At 45.3% G+C, this 16,517-nt stretch carries 9 protein-coding genes; 1 reads left to right on the forward strand and 8 read right to left on the reverse strand.

Going from position 1 to position 16,517, the window contains the following annotated elements; genetic code table 11:
- Positions 1-395: 395 nt before the first annotated feature.
- Positions 396-1,973: a reverse transcriptase domain-containing protein gene (locus tag QZW82_RS16525; RefSeq protein ID WP_293149993.1), complete on the forward strand. Its 1,578-nt coding sequence runs from the start codon at positions 396-398 to the stop codon at positions 1,971-1,973.
- A 207-nt stretch (positions 1,974-2,180) separates the two neighbouring features.
- Here the strand turns inward: QZW82_RS16525 and QZW82_RS16530 are convergent, their stop codons facing one another.
- The 8 genes from QZW82_RS16530 to QZW82_RS16565 all read right to left on the reverse strand — a co-directional run bounded on the left by QZW82_RS16530 (position 2,181) and on the right by QZW82_RS16565 (position 16,347).
- On the reverse strand, positions 2,181-3,848 hold the full coding sequence (locus QZW82_RS16530) for a diguanylate cyclase (protein ID WP_293149995.1): 1,668 nt from the start codon (positions 3,846-3,848) through the stop codon (positions 2,181-2,183).
- Between the two features lie 560 nt (positions 3,849-4,408).
- Positions 4,409-4,876 (reverse strand): response regulator, encoded by a 468-nt coding sequence (locus QZW82_RS16535; protein WP_293149997.1) that lies wholly within the window; start codon positions 4,874-4,876, stop codon positions 4,409-4,411.
- Positions 4,873-5,022 carry a hypothetical protein gene (locus QZW82_RS16540; protein ID WP_293149999.1) on the reverse strand — a complete coding sequence of 50 codons (150 nt, stop codon included), beginning with the start codon at positions 5,020-5,022 and terminating at the stop codon, positions 4,873-4,875. The genes QZW82_RS16535 and QZW82_RS16540 overlap by 4 nt, the downstream gene beginning before the upstream one ends.
- A gap of 342 nt (positions 5,023-5,364) precedes the next feature.
- Positions 5,365-7,272 (reverse strand): ATP-binding protein, encoded by a 1,908-nt coding sequence (locus tag QZW82_RS16545; RefSeq protein WP_293150001.1) that lies wholly within the window; start codon positions 7,270-7,272, stop codon positions 5,365-5,367.
- On the reverse strand, positions 7,273-9,210 hold the full coding sequence (locus QZW82_RS16550) for a response regulator (RefSeq protein WP_293150003.1): 1,938 nt from the start codon (positions 9,208-9,210) through the stop codon (positions 7,273-7,275). It lies immediately after the preceding gene.
- Between the two features lie 978 nt (positions 9,211-10,188).
- Positions 10,189-13,347 (reverse strand): PAS domain S-box protein, encoded by a 3,159-nt coding sequence (locus QZW82_RS16555; RefSeq protein ID WP_293150005.1) that lies wholly within the window; start codon positions 13,345-13,347, stop codon positions 10,189-10,191.
- Positions 13,344-13,742 (reverse strand): response regulator, encoded by a 399-nt coding sequence (locus QZW82_RS16560; RefSeq protein ID WP_293150007.1) that lies wholly within the window; start codon positions 13,740-13,742, stop codon positions 13,344-13,346. The genes QZW82_RS16555 and QZW82_RS16560 overlap by 4 nt, the downstream gene beginning before the upstream one ends.
- A 52-nt stretch (positions 13,743-13,794) precedes the next feature.
- Positions 13,795-16,347: a CBS domain-containing protein gene (locus tag QZW82_RS16565; RefSeq protein ID WP_293150009.1), complete on the reverse strand. Its 2,553-nt coding sequence runs from the start codon at positions 16,345-16,347 to the stop codon at positions 13,795-13,797.
- Between the last annotated feature and the right edge of the window lie 170 nt (positions 16,348-16,517).

Raw genomic sequence — 16,517 nt, forward strand, 5'->3', positions numbered from 1 at the left:
CTCGATTCTCGGAGAGTGAAGCTGGGAACAGGGCGCAATCAGACATCTACTGTGAGATGACAATGGCGCTAATGGGGAGTTCCAATGGTGCAACAGAGCCTAGAAAAGTAACTTATCCGAGAGCGGGACACAGACCAACCTCCCGACTCCACTGGAGTTCATTCCCGCCGAATTATTGATCGAATATCGGCAAGAGTCTAGGGAATCCAGTAGTTAAATTGGCTCCACCTAAAGGAACAATCAATCACGCCCGAAGGAACGAAGAAAAACGAGCTGAGGGTCAAGGGGAAGTCGAACCCTTTCGTAGGCTAGACGAGCAGCGGAATCCCCTCAGTTCGGGTAGGACAGACCGTAATTGGTCTGAGGTGTTCAGAAAACATAAGTTAGAGCAGAGCATGATTAGACACAACAGCAATATTAGTGAATCTTGGAAGACGTTACCGTGGAAGAAATTCCGAAGGGACTTATTTCGCCTACAAAAACGAGTGTTTAAAGCGATTCAGGTTGGAGACAAGCCCAAAGCGAAGTCCCTTCAAAAGCTAATTCTGAAATCTCGGGCTGCAAGAATGTTGGCGATACGTCAAGTAACTCAACTAAACGGTGGCAAAAAGACTGCGGGAATCGATAGAAAAGCCTCACTCACATTTGAGGAAAGGTTTACTCTGAGTGAAGAACTCAGAGCCAAAAGTAACAACTGGAAACATCAGAAGTTACGTTCAATACCAATCCCTAAAAAGGATGGGAGTACCCGCCTCCTTAAGATACCGACTATCGCTGATAGAGCATGGCAATGCCTCGCAAAATACGCGCTAGAGCCAGCGCATGAAGCAACTTTCCACGCCCGGAGTTATGGATTTAGAACAGGAAGGTCGGCGCATGACGCGCAGAAAACTCTGTTCAACAATCTACGCTCTCAGAGCAATGGAATAGAGAAACGGGTTATCGAGCTTGATATCGAAAAATGCTTCGACAGGATAAGCCACGCCAGCATAATGGAACGACTCATCGCCCCAAAAGGCATCAAGACCGGGATATTCCGCTGTCTAAAATCAGGAGTCAATCCAGAATTTCCCGAACAAGGAACCTCACAAGGGGGCGTGGTAAGTCCATTACTAGCCAATATTGCTCTCAATGGGATTGAGGAAATACATCAATCAGTCCGTTACGCGGATGACATGGTAATAATTCTGAAACCTAAAGATGATGCGGAGGCAATACTTGATAAAGTCAGCGAATTTCTGGCAGAACGAGGTATGAAGGTTAGTGAAAAGAAAACCAAGCTAACTGCTACGACAGATGGGTTTGACTTCCTCGGTTGGCATTTCAAAGTGCAGAACAACGGGAAATTTAGATGCGTTCCATCAGTGGACAATTTTAAAGCGTTCCGTCAGAAGGTAAAACACATCGTTAACAACTCGAATTATGGTGCTACGGTCAAAGCTGAGAAATTAGCCCCTGTGGTTAGAGGTTGGAGAAATTACCACCGCTACTGTAAATTGGAAGGGTCGCGGTTATCACTGTGGTTTATCCAAAATAGAGCCTTCAAGGTATTCAATAAGGAATCGAAACAATCTCGCTACACCAGCAAGAAACTGCTTGATAAAGCATTCCCGACGGTTCCTTACTCCGAAAACAAATTTGTCAATGTCAAAGGAGAGAAATCTCCCTACGACGGAGATATAGCCTACTGGAGTGAGCGTAACAGCAAGCTCTATAACGGCGAAACCTCTAAAGCTTTAAAACGGCAAAACCATAAATGTGGAAAATGTGGTCTAAAAATGCTAGGCGATGAAAAGGTACATCTGCATCACACAGATGGAAACCATAGTAACTCGAAAACTAATAACCTCTTAGCGGTTCACGAAAGCTGCCACGATTATCTCCACATGAGCAAAGGCGCAAGCCAAGAACATCGGGAGCCGGATGCGGGGAAACCAGCACGTCCGGATCTAACTGAGAGGTGCGAAGGATAATACCTTCCATCGACTCAACCAATCGCTCTTGACGTAGAGGAAGATATCAACCCAAAAAACCCGGCGGTTGGAAACCGCGTCTACACAAACAAAACCTGCCTCCGCAGGTTGAAGAGTCACTCGCACATTTCTCTCAAATTCCATATTTCTTAGTCCGCAGAGGCGGACATCGTTTGTGTAGATGCGGTTTCCAACCGCCGAGCATTTCTACAAACCGAGAGCGGTTAAAGGGGAAGATTCCGGCTTGCTGGCGTGACAAATACGATTTTTGCCTTCGGTTTTGGCTTGATAAAGGGCGCTGTCAGCGCTGCGAATTAGGCTGTCAGGAGATTGCTGGGCAGAAGGAATCGCTGTGGCAATTCCGCAACTGACGGTAACGTAGGAGCCGATCGAAGATCGCGCGTGGGGCACTTGCAAGCTGGCAATGCGATCGCAAATTTTCCGGGCGACAATGTTTGCCCCTTCAGCGCTGGTGTTGGGCAGCACTATGGCAAATTCTTCGCCGCCGTAGCGGGCCGGCAAATCCCCAGCCCGCTTGGCACAAGAGGCGATCGCCTTGGCAACTTGGCGCAAACAATCGTCGCCGCCGAGGTGCCCGTAAAAGTCGTTATAAAGTTTAAAAAAGTCGATGTCAAACATAATTAAAGACAGCGGCAGTTCCTCTCTTGCCAATCTGCGCCACTCTAACATCAAAACGCGATCGAACTGGCGGCGGTTGGCAATGCCCGTCAGTCCGTCAGTCGTGGCCAGTTCCTGCAATTTTTGATTGGCTATTGCTAACTGGCGGTAAAGTTGAGATTGTTCGATCGCGATCGCTACTTGATTCGCCAAGTGCTGTAAAAAATCTATTTCCCACTGCTGCCATTCCCTCGTCTCGCTGCAATTGTATGCTGTCAGCATTCCCCACAAATTATTGCGATTTTCTCTCTCTAAATCCGGCGCACTTTTTCCCTGTGCCTGCGGTTTGCCAACAGCCGGCAGCGAGAGATAATTTTCGGCTGCATATTGATTTTTTTCGGCTTCCCAAACAGTGCCTTCTAGTCTTTGGTTTGCCGTTTCCCAGTCGCCCGATTGCCAAATTGGCACGCTTAAAACTGCTGCAATTTCACAATCTGCCAGCAATTCTCTGCAACTCCCAGACAATGCGGCAGTGTTGACATCTGCTATTGCTTGTACAGACTGGGATTCAACCAAAACTAAACATGACACCGCCAAAGCAGCATTAATATTTTGGTTTTCAATATAACCGTCTGGCAAACCGTCACCTGCGACGATCGCACCTTTTTGCTCTTCCCCGTCAAATTGAGACGCCCAATCCTGACAGCGATAAATTAAAACCCGGTCTGTTTTGAGAAATTGGCGCACTTCTGCTACGGTACTTTGAAGAATGCTTGCCGCGTCTATTGACGATCGAATATGTTCGATCATTTGTCCCAACAGCCGCTCTCGGATCGCCTGCTGTCGCAATTGTTCTTCGACTTGCTGGCGTTCGATCGCGTAATGGATTGCTCGCACCAGCAGAGTTCTCTGAAATCTTCCCTTTACCAAACAATCTTGAGCGCCCGATCGCAATACCGACAGCGCCGTATTCTCATCATTGCTATCCGTCAGCACCACAACTGGCACTGTGGGCGATCGGGCTTTCAAGACGGCGAGATCCTCGCTTCCCCCCAAGCCGTCTGACACTGACAAGTCTAATAGTACGGCGTCAAACTTTTCTGCTTCCAGACACGCGAGTCCCCTCTCTAGAGATGTAACAGTTTGGAGGCGAAACAGAGCATCGCTGAATGACCCTAAAAGATCTTCGATCAGCGTCGCATCTGCGAGGTCATCCTCAACCAACAAAATTTTCAGACATTGGTTACGTGTTAACACAACTATAGCGTTTGGAGCAGGTTTAAGGAAAGTTTTTGTTTTGAGAGCGATACGGGCGATCGGCACTAAACAACAATAATATCTTCTAGTGGCGGGTTGAACCCGGATGTTTAACTAGCAGGCCGTGGAGCCTTGCTCTCACCCAACCTCCCCATCAGCCTGTTTATTTGTACCTACCTACTTATTTGCTTATTTGCGATCGGGCTATTTATTCCCCGAATATCCCCTAAATCCCCCTTAAGAAGCGGAACTTCGATCGGATTCTTATCCCCACCTTTTTAAGGGCAGTTAGGCAGGATCTGCCTTAATAGAATCGTATTGCAGCAATATGTCGGTCTATCAAATTCAGTTTAGCAGAAATAATTGGTTGAAAGCCTCTACTTTTTAGGAAGAAGTTAAAAGAAGACTATTCATTACTCCAATCCTCTTCCTTTTAAGTAGAGGTCGCCCTCTTGCGGTCAACTGTCAACTGTCAACTGTCAACTATCAACTGTCAACTATCAACTGTCAACTGTCAACTGTCAACTGTCAACTGAAACTATCTAGCCATCAATTAAAGCTTACAGATCGGGGGGCGGGAGCGAAACGATTTCAAACCAATACTGGCATAAAATCTTCATTACTTCCACCAATCCTTGAAAAGTGACTGGTTTAGATATGAAAGAATTCGCACCCAAGCGGTAGCAAAGCAAGATATCTCCGCTGCGGTGCGACGTTGTGAGAATCACCACCGGAATTTGTTGAAACTGGGGGTCAGATCTGATCGAAGTTAGTGCTTCTCGCCCGTCAAGCCTCGGCATATTCAGATCCAAAAGTATCAGGTCTGGTCGATGCCAATTGCTGCCACCAGCATATTGACGGCGACGGTACAAATAGTCTAGCACTTGTTCTCCATTTTCCACAAATTCGCTTCTGATTGGTAATCGAACTTCTCGCAGTGCTTCCTCCACCAAAAAGCGCGTGTCCTCGTCATCGTTTGCTATTAAAATAGTAAATTTTTTCTTTTCATTTTTCTTTGGATAATTCACAGCTTGGCCTCACGACTAACTAATTTTGTGAGGTAGCGGGACTTGAAGCGGTTTGCGATCGCCTGCAAAGCATCTGTTGCCACGACGATCTGGCAAATCTGGCCCATAACACTGAATTTGTGTTGCAGCAATTGGCGGTTTTGCATAATGTGCAAATGTTTGTCACTAATCTTTGTTTCACTTGGCAGTCTCTCCGAGCACCGGCAAACGGCAAAGACATCAGAAATGCTTGTCCGCAAATTACTACTAAAACTACTGCATCCCAAAGCCAGATGATCTGGATACAGTGGAAACAAACTGACAAGTCTGGCGCACACCGCTGATTTTTAAGTTGTATAGAGATCGAGCTAATATCATTATACTGAACGATTTTTAGCTTGATGTCATCAGTGAATATGCTAAAATTTATGAGTATTTGTGTAAAAAATGATAAAAATATTTATTGTTTAACTAAATGACTGCTGACCGATCCAAGCAGAATGCTGATTTCACGGTGCAACAGGAACAGAAAAATAAAAAGTCGAGCCTCGACCGGGTGCTGATTCTACCCAAAGCCGGCCGCCATGCCGCTCGACAATTCTCAGACAAATCGCTAAACCGATACCTGTTCCCGAATACTCTTTTTGGGTGTGCAAGCGCTGAAAAATCTGAAAAATTCGTGGATGGTGCTGTTCGGGAATGCCAATACCGTTGTCCTGCACCGCAAACACCCAGTTATCTCCCTGACGCGCAGCGCCCACCTGTACCACCGGCGCCTCGCTGGTACGGTATTTAATGGCATTGCCAATTAAATTTTGAAACAGTTGCAACAGTTGAAAACAGTCACCTCTTACCATTGGCAAATCGCCCCTAGTTACAGTAGCTTGATGCTTGCGGATTGCCAACTGCAAATTAGCGCAAGCATCCTCAAAAACCTGATTGCAATTTATCAGCTCAAAAGGTTTCTGACTGCGGCCCACTCGCGAATACTCCAGCAAGTCATCAATCAGCGCCTGCATCCGCACGCAAGAATTAACAATATTGCCGACAAATTTATTCCCCTGGGCATCAAGTTGGTTTTGATAGCGCCGTTCTAATAGTTGAGCGTAGCCTGCAATCGTGCCCAAAGGTGCTTGCAAATCGTGAGAAGCCACGTAGGCAAACTGTTCTAATTCGGCATTAGAACGAGTCAGTTCTTCAGCATAACGGGTTTGAGTTTCTAAACTCGCTTGCAGCAATTCTTGTACCAGCTTGCGCTCGGAAACATCCTCGATCGCACAAATCAAATATTGCGCGGTTCCCTCAGCATCGCGCATTACCGAAACAGTAACATTCGCCCAGCACACTTCCCGATCTTTGCAGATCAAACGCTTTTCCCGAGAAAAAGTTTGAATTTCCCCGGATAACAGCAACCGCACGTATTCTCTGCCAGCTTCGATGTCATCAGGGTGAGTAATTGCCTGCCAATCAAGCTGCAACAATTCCGATTCTGCATAGCGGACAATTTGGCAAAAGCCAGGATTTACTCGCAAAAATTCGCCTAAAAGTGTGGTTTGAGCGATGCCGACTGCTGCTTGCTCAAATATCGCGCGGAAACGTTCTTCACTTTCTCGCAGGGCAATTTCTCCTCGTTTGCGATCGGTGATATTGCGAAATGTTACTGCCAGACCGTCGTTTAATTTGACCGCGACAATGTGCAGCCAAGCACTTGTCTCTGAATTGTGTTCGTAATAAAATTCTTGGTCTAAAATTTCTCCGGTTTCTACGACAGAAACGTACAAATCAAATAATCCATTATTGCGAACCTCGGGAATTTCTGCCAACAAATGATTGCCAACGATCGCATTTAATGGCCTACCAGAAATATTGTTGGCAGCAGGGTTGACTAACAGCCACAGGAAATCTACAATCTTTCCCTGACTGTTGCGGACGGCAGAATAAGCCACCACACCATCTAAGGAACTATTTAAGATGCTAGCAAGCAGCGACTGCGACTGTTGCAGTTCAGTGTTTTGCTCTTTTAGTTGCTGTTGCAGTTTTTGCAAGCAGACTTGCTTGTCGATGCGCGCTAAAACTTCTTCTACTTGAAATGGCTTGAGAATATAGTCGGCGCCGCCCACTCGAAAAGCTTGTAATTTATCATTAATCTCATCTAATACACTTAAAAAAATCACCGGAATTTGTTCGGTTTCCGGTGTAGCTTTCAGTCTCCGACAAACTTCATAACCGTTCATTTCCGGCATTCTGATGTCGAGCAAAATTAAATCGGGGCAATGGGCGATCGCAGCCTTCAACGCCAGTTTACCGCAAATAGCCCGACAAACTTGATACCCCTGGGCAGTTAGCAGCTCGGATAAGAACCGCAGATTGCTCGGTTGGTCGTCAACCACCAATACTTTAATTTCACTATGCTCCATTTATTTTAAAATAGATTGAGTTAAATCCATTATCCTGTCGAGTCGGTAATCTGCCAGCAAATCTTTTAAGGCCTCAGCTAACGTTGGATGAGTTTCCGAAATGCGATCGACAATTTGAATCGCCAGATCTTCATCAACATCATTAACTGCGTCGTAGAGTTCCTGCACCCAACTTCGAGGCATCTGGGCGAGCAGCGGCGAGAAAAATGAATCTGGTTTTTCGCTCACAAAATAACGCCGTAAAGCCCCGATAGGGAGCGCGGGCCATTCTTGATAGATATAGCGCACTCCCAAGTAAGAAGCCATCTTATCAAAGAGCATTTGCTCTTGAAAAGGTTTCCGCACAAAATCGTCGCAACCTGCGGCAAGAATTTCGCCTTTTTTTTCCTCAAAGGTGCTAGCAGTCAGAGCAATAATTACAGTTCGACGCTCAGATGCTTTCTCTTTAGCTCTAATTTGTCTGACGGCTTCAAAACCGTTCATTACAGGCATTCGCGTATCCAGCCAAATTAAATCAGGGTGCCAACTTTCCCAAAGTTCAACAGCTTGGAGGCCGTTTTCCGCTTCTCGGACTTCAAAACCAATTGGTTGCAGCATTTTCACCAGCAGCAGCCGATTTTCTTGATTGTCGTCAACTGCTAAAATCCGATAAACCGGTTGATCTGGTTGTAGTGCGATCGCCCGCTGCAATGTCGCCACTGTTATTTCAGACGAAGTAGCGGGAAATACTCGGATATTAAATTTAAAAATGGTTCCCTCACCTAAAACACTGTCTACCTCAATATCTCCGCCCATGATCTCTACATATTTTTTAGTGATTGTCAAACCCAATCCCGTACCGTCAGCCGCTTGTTTGCCAGCTTCTGTTTGCACGAAAGCCTCAAATAACTTGTCAATTTCTGCTGTTGCTATGCCAACTCCCGTGTCTTCAACTTCAAACAAAATAAAATAGGAATCGTCCGAATTAGAATTAGGATCCACCTCCGATTTTGCAGGCTGCTGGTTGGCTTGCACGCTCGCGCGCAGCCAAATACTACCGCAATTTGGTGTAAATTTTATGGCATTTCCCAGCAAATTAATTAAACATACGCGCAGCTTTTTTTCATCAGTTTTGATGTATTGGGGAACATTCGGCTGCACGGAAAATCTTAGTTGCAAATTTTTGGTTTCAGCTTTGATTTGAAACATCTCTTCGAGAGTGTCGAGAACTTGATAAAGGTCAAAGCTGCGTTCATCTAAGCCAATGATCCCAGCTTCTATTTTGGACAAGTCTAAAACATCGTTAATTAATTCCAGCAAATGTTGACCGCTGCGGTTGATAATTCGGAGATTTTCAATATTTTCGTGGCTGAGCAAAGAGTCGCGGCTCATGACTTGGGTAAAACCCAGGATGGCGTTCAGGGGAGTCCGCAATTCGTGGCTCATGTTGGCAACGAATTGACTTTTTGCTAGGGATGCAGCGGCTGCGGCTTCTTCGGCTTTTTTGCGTTCTATTATTTCTTGTTGCAGTTCTGTATTGCGATCCATCAATTGTTTTTTCAGTCTTTGGATGGTCAGTTGATGTTCGATTCTCGCTAAAACTTCTGCTACATGAAATGGTTTGGTTATAAAATCTACCCCTCCTACTTTAAAGGCGGTTACTTTGTCTAATACTTCATCTAAAGCGCTAATAAAAATAACTGGAATTTCTGATGTTTTCGGATCGACCTTGAGCTGCGTGCAGACTTCATAGCCGTCCATTTCTGGCATTTTTATGTCGAGCAAAATCAAGTCTGGAGAACCTGAACGCGCGGCTCTGATTGCCATTTTGCCGTTGATTACGCCCCGGACTTTGTAGCCGCGATCCGACAGCGTTGCTGATAAAACTTGCAAATTTTCGGGAGTGTCGTCAACAATTAATATGTTGCCTTTATTATTGTGTGTTTGAGTGGTGGTCATTGATGGTATTTTTGTTAAATTTATAATTGCTGAAATTATGAAAACCAATTAAATCGTCATAAAAAATCGGTAAGTGGGAAAGGAGCGAGTCTTTAGACCTGAGAGGAAAACGACTCGGCGATTTCAATCGCCTTGAATCCCCTTTCGGGGTTAGAGGGGTATGGTTGCCCCTCTGTGGAGATATGGTTGTCTCCGAATCCCTTTCGGGTAATGTTCGCCTCGACCTGGTTATAAAGGCTTGTTAGACCTGCAACACTGTTTCAGTGACTTTAAAACTATTTAATTGCAGATGACAGAGCGGAAAACTGGCGTCGCATTCTCCGGTGTCGTGACCTAAATAACGTCTCCTCGACAAGAGGGGTCTGGTCAGAACAGCTTGCAATTTCTTACAAGCTCAGTGGCTTGAGCCCTGAGTTCCTGACTATAGCACTCGCTCCAGCATCAACTACTTCTATATTTACAGAACTTACCTACAAAAAACCGAGAAACCGGGTTTTTCAACCAAGATAGAGAGCCTTCAACAGTTGACAGTTGATAGTTGACAGAAGGAGAGCGACCTCTACCTAGAAAGAAGAGGATTGGAGTAATGAATAGTCTGATTTTAATTTCTCCCTCGAAGGCGGGCGGGCTTTCAACCAATTCTTTCTGGTAATACGATTTTAGATTTTAGATGGGGAATGAATGATTCTATAAGGGTTTGGAGCGCTGGCAAAGCAGTTGCTTTTTTTGTGTAACTGGTATAACGAGATATTTTCGTTATAAGACCCAGTTTCTTCGTCCACCTTTATACTGATTTAAATAATTATCAAAGATAGTTTAGCCGATCGCCCAGGAGCAAGTTTAGCAATAGTCGATCGACCTCAACCATCAACAATCCCGAACCCGCCCCTCTCCCCTCGAACCTCTCCCCTCTAACCTCAACATCCGTTAAATCCGTTACATCCGTTATAAAATCCGTTGCCGAACTTCCTTCTTCCCTCAAACATTTCTAAATTCCTCAATCAAATCAATAATCCGATCGCACCGGAAGTTATTCGCCAAATCGGCGATCGCGCTGCGGTAACCAGCATCAACAGGAGGAATCGACAACAGCAGCCGAAAAATCTCCTCGTTATCAACCGAATCCGCCGCCTCGTACAACTCATCAACCCATTGGAGAGGCATAGCTTCAAAAAATGAAGAATTCAGCGCAACAGGCAAAGGAGCCGTCACAGTCGGCGCCGAAACGTCACCACCAGCAACAGGATCGGAACTTAGCGAAGCTTCTCGATCGTAAACATAGCGGACACCCAGATACTTAGCCATCTTTTCCAGAATGACTTGTTCCCGAAAAGGCTTCGCGACAAAATCATCGCACCCAGCAGACAAAATCACCGATCGCTCCTCATCAAAAGCACTCGCCGTCAGAGCAATAATCACCGTTGCTTGACCCTTCAAATGCGCTTTAATCTGTTTAGTAGCTTCGTAGCCATCCATCACCGGCATCCGCATATCCATCCAAATCAAATGAGGCTCCCAACTCGACCACACGGACAAAGCTTCAACGCCATTTTCAGCCTGCCGCACAGTAAAACCGAGAGATGACAGCATTCTCACCAGCAACAAACGGCTTTCCAGGCGATCGTCCACAGCTAAAATGCGGTATTCCGGCTGTCCGGGTTCCAGGCCCACAACGCGACGAGTTGTTTGAGCAACCTGAATTTCCACTGCATTAGGGAGCGAAACTTTAACATCAAATCTAAAAATACTGCCGTTAGCGACGCTGCTTGTCACCGTCATTTCTCCTCCCATTAACTCAACGAACTGTTTGCTGATCGGCAAGCCTAAACCAGTTCCTTCATGAGCTTTTCTTCCGCTTTCTGTCTGAGCAAAAGGCTTAAACAAACTATCCATTTCTTGGGCAGAAATTCCCGCCCCCGTGTCTTCCACTTCAAAGAGCAAGCAGCAATTTGCGATCGGCCCAATCTCTTCGTTATTTCTGTTTGACAACAGCTCATGTTTGATTCTCAAGTTAACACCACCTTCTGCCGTAAACTTGATCGCATTTCCCACCACATTAATTAATACTTGACGCAACTTACTTTCATCTGTTTCTACATATTGAGGGAGGTTGGGCGCAGCATCACAAATTAACTGCAACCCTTTTTTTTCGGCTTGCAGCTTCAGCATATCTTCAGTATTTTCTAGCATTCTGTGCAAGTCGAAGGTGCTGTTATTGAGTGTCACCAGCCCGACTTCGATTTTTGACATTTGCAGAATATTGTTGATCAGATCGAGCAAATGTTCCCCGCTGCGGCTAATAATTCCTAAATATTGCTGTTGGTCACTACCGAGGGCTGCGTCGCGCGCCAGCAGTTGACTGAAACCGAGAATCGCGTTGAGGGGAGTTCGCAATTCGTGGCTCATATTCGAGAGAAATTCACTTTTAGCCTTGTTGGCTCTGTCGGCTTCTTCTTTGGCTTTTTGCAGCGATATTTCTGCTTGTTTGCGCTCAGTAATATCGCTGGCTGTGCCTGTGGTACCGATGATATTTCCTGCTGCATCCAATCGCGCGATCGCCTTTGTATTGACATCTATCTGCCTGCCGTCTTTCCCTAATACTATACTTTCGTACTGAAACACAGCATCTCCCGTCAGCAAGTGCTGCTGAAGTTCTCGGTTCCGGTCTATTTGGGCAGGCGCCAAGAAATCGCTAAAAGAATAGCCTAGCATTTCTTCCGGCTCATAACCGTAGATTTGTTTGACAGCTTGGTTGACAAAAGTCAGGTGTCCTTGGGCATCGCAAGACCAGATAATATCTTGGGAAGTTTCAACTAAATGACGGTATTTTTCTTCGCTTTCTGCTAATGCTATTTCCGCCAGCTTGCGGGCAGTAATGTCCATCAAAGTTGTGAAGAGTTTAGTCACTTGCCCTTGTTGGTTGACAACTACTTCTCCTTTGGATTCAATGTAGCGGATCGAGCCGCCTTCACTTGTCTGTGACGGGCAAGTATCCGCAGCAATTGTCGGTTCCGGGCGCAGGATGCGATATTCCAAACTGTAGGATTTGCCGCTAGCAATAGCAGCGTCGATCGTTGTTTGCCATTTTTGGCGATCGTCCGGATGCACGTATTGTGCAAATTCACTTAGTGTTGGCGCAGCCTCGGTTGCATCGAGATCGAAAATATGAGATAATTCTTCCGACCAAGTAGTTGTATTGGCAGAAAAATCGCATTCCCAATTGCCGACGCGGGCGATTCTCTGCGCTGCTGCTAAGGATGCAGCTAGAGCCCGGAGTTTTTCTTCGGCCAATTTGCGATCGCTAATATCTTGAATCACAGAAATCACGCAGGTTTCGCCGTGAATGTCAATGATTTCAGCAGACACCAGCCCGGTTCTGAGTTCCCCAGTTTTCGTGCGCCAATCAAATTCGTAGTTACGAACAATTTTTTGTTCGTCTAACATTGCAAACAACTTGGCGCGGGCTGGTTCGCTTTCCCAAAGATTCAAATCAAGCGCCGTGCGATCGATAATTTCTGCTATCGAATAACCAATTGTCTGACAAAAAGCCTCATTGACTTCCAAATAACGACCGTCTTTAAGTCGGGCAATAGTAATCGGGTTGGGAGAAGAACGAAAAGCTTTAGCAAACTTTTCCTCAGACAAGCTCAGTTGTGCAGTCCGCTCCTCAACTAAAGTTTCCAATTCTTGATTCAGCTTTTGGAGTTGAGCATTTTGTTCCCCTAATTGCTTCTCCATAAAATAGCTGTTGACCGCTTCTTTTAAGGTCAACTTCAAATCTTCTGACTGCCAAGGCTTAGATATGTAGCGGTACAATTTAGCATATTTAATAGTATTCGCCACAGCTTCGAGGTCTGCTTGCCCCGTCAGCATGATTTTGATGGTTTTTGGTGAAATTATGTGAATCTGCTTCAGTAATTCGTCCCCTTTGATATTGGGCATCAGGTAGTCGGAAATCACAGCCACGATTTCGCAACCCTCTTCCAGCAATTCATCTATCAACTCTAAAGCCTCTTCGCCGCCTTCGGCTGTTTCTAATAAATGTTCTTCTCCTAGGGCTTTTTTTAACTCAATCTTCAAACTTTCAAGAATGATCGGTTCGTCATCCACGCAAATAATCACAGGTTTATTGTTCATATTTTTGCTAAACCAGATTTTATAGTTTCTACTAATTCTTGACCGTCCCACGGCTTGTACAAACAGCGGTGCAAGTTTGCCTGCTCTTTCACCCGTTCTATTGCTATTTCGTCAGCTTGCCCGGTCAGCATAACTTTCACAATATTGGGATATTTTTGGTGAACCCGGATCAAAAATTCATCTCCTTTAAGACCCGGCATCAACCAGTCAGATACTATGACCAAAATATCGCTTTCCTCTTCTCCTTGAATTTCCTCAATAATTTCGAGAGCTTCATCGGCATTTTCTGCTACTTCATAGAGGTAATCATCACCAAATTCTTTTTTCAGTTGAATCTTCAAGCTGTTTAAGATTACAACTTCATCGTCAACACACAAAATTACTGGTTTTGGCATAAAATTTTACTCTTTTTTTATTTTAAAATGGACGGGCAGATTGAGCCAGATTTTAATTTCTCTCAGTGATTTCGATAGGCAAGGATACAGTAAATTTGGTTTGACCTGGCACGCTTTCTACTTGCAGTTTACCTTGGTGTTTTTTAATGATTTTATGAACGATATCCAATCCCAAACCGCTGCCTTCTCCAGGAGGTTTAGTAGTGAAAAATGGCTCAAAAATTCTAGGCATAATCTCTGGAGGAATGCCGGGGCCGCTGTCGGTAATACTGACTGATATTGCGTTATCTTGGTGTTTGACCTCAATTTTTAACATTCCTTTGTTGCCCATCGCTTGTAAAGCATTATGAAGCAAATTTGTCCAAACTTGATTTAGTTCATCAGGATAGCATAGCATAGAGGGTAAATCATTACCATAATTCCTGACGACTTCCACACCATGTTTGATTTGGTAGTGGTAAAGCGTTAAAACAGTATCAATCCCGTCGGTAATATTGGCGATCGCCTTGGAACCCGACTGGTCGTAACGAGAATAGCTTTTCAAGGCAAAAACAATTTTGGCTGCCCTATCTGTCGCAGTAACAATATTTTTAGTGCTTTTTTGTACCGTAGCAAATTCGTAAGCGGTTTGTAAAATATTTGGACTTGCGCTGTCTTTCAACAAAGGTAAAAAACGTTCGAGATTATTGCAAATACCAATATCTAACAAGGTACAAGCAAGGCTGTCAGCGTCGTCTATTTTTTCTGATTCTAATTGCCGCTGCAAAAGTTTTTTCAACTGACGTTTTTCTTTACTAGATAAGTTGTCTGTTTCCTTACTTGAGTTGTACAGCAGGGCAAAGAAATCCTGCTGCCGTTCCGGAGATAGTTGCTTGAAAAATATCGGTAACTGGTGCAATTGTTCGGCCCAGAAGTCGGCGATGTTCTGCACCGAGGAGCGAATCGCCCCTAAAGGAGAATTGATTTCGTGGGCAACTCCGGCAATTAACTGTCCGAGGGCTGCCATTTTTTCTGATTGAATCAGCTCTTGTTGAGTGCGCTTCAGTTCTTCCAGGGTATGAGCTAATTCTACATTTTTTTTGCACAGCGCTGACTCTGCTAGTTTGCGGGCGCTGATGTTGCGGGCAACCCAAATCACTGCATCTTTTGAGAACAGAGAAATACAGGCGGAAAACCAAATTTCGCGATCGCCAACTGTTAAACTGTAGTCGAAATTGAGCGTTTGTTGCGTCTCTAAAACTTGCTGAACTAGCATCCACCAATCATCGGGGTTGTCGTCGTCAAAAAAATGTTCGACCGTCAGGCTGACTAGATCGCAATCCGGCTCATAAACTGCCGCCGTATTAGTCGGCAAAACCTCTATGTTGCCATGAGTATTTAGTACGAGAACGATGTCTGTCATCGCTTCAAAAACTGCACGAACTTTGGTTTCAGAAAAGTGTAATTTTTCTTCTAGCAGTTTGCGATCGCAAATTTCTTGCTGTAATTCTTGGTTGCTGGCTCCTAGTTGAACCGTGCGCTCTCGAACTCGCTGCTCCAGTTCGGTGTTGAGGCGGCGCACTTCAGCTTCGGCGGTGGCGCGGTCTTGTATTTCCTTCTTTAATTGACTGTTCGTGTTAATTAATTCTACAGTACGCAGCTTAATTTGCTCTTCTAAGTTTTCATTTAATAACCGCAACTCTTCCTCTATTTCGGTTCTGCGAAGCGCTTCTTTTTGCAATTGTTCGTTCACTTTTTTTAACTCCAGGATATTTTCGGCAACTGTTTCCTGCAAAAGCTCGACATTCGCGTGCATTTCTACCGGATCTAAGGCGTGCAGCAGGCTACTTTGGGTGATAATTCCGGCTAAATATCCTCCCTCGTCCACCACCACCAAGCGCCGGATGTGGTGCTTTTGCATGAACTGGTGAGCCTCCCACAATGTGGCTTTTGCCTGCAACGGCATCAGGGGAAAACTCATCGCGGCGGCGGCGCGAGTGCCAGCGAAATCGAGTCCGGCAGCTTGGAATTTAACAATGTCCCGTTCTGTAATTATGCCCACTGGTTTCTGATTTTTGTTGTCGCACTCATTGCAAATGACTATGCAGCTTTTGCGCTGAGTTGCCATCTGTTTTGCCACTTCTAAAACTGAGGTGTTAGTTGAGGCAACTCTTACTTCTGCCGTCATAATTTCTTCGGCGCGCCGCATTTGCAGCAAGTCGCCCGGTTTCAGGATTTGACGGATGCTTTCTCCAGTGATGGCGCCCAGCAAGTTTCCGCTGTTGTCTGTGACGGGCAAGTGACGGATTTTTGCAGATCGCAATATACTCAATATTTTGAAGATATTCCCCGCTTTATCCAGGGAAATGGCGATCGGCTTTTGTGTCATTACCTCAGAAATTGTCATCCCTGCTAGCGGTATTTCGCTCGCAGTTATTTTCACAACATCGCGCTCTGTAAAAATTCCCATCAGTTGCCGATCGAACGCGATTAAAATGCAACTAGCCCTCGCCTGAGTCATGGCGGCGATCGCGACTTTCAAGGGTGTATCAGGAGGGAGTACCGGCGGTTTGCGGTCGATCGCCTGTTCTAAGAAGCTTTGGCTATCAGAAACTGTTATTGACATGGGCAAATCAAGGGGGAGATGCAGGTGGAACCGACAATTAATGCCATTTTAGATCTGAGCTTTGACAATGGCCGCACCCTGACCACCATCGAAGTCTGACATCCGTCTCATACCATTTTAGATTTTAGATTTGAGATTTGAGATTAAAGAATTGAAGAATGGGAAATCAT

The sequence above is a fragment of the Microcoleus sp. bin48.metabat.b7b8b9.023 genome (genome assembly GCF_013299185.1).
Lineage (GTDB): Bacteria > Cyanobacteriota > Cyanobacteriia > Cyanobacteriales > Microcoleaceae > Microcoleus.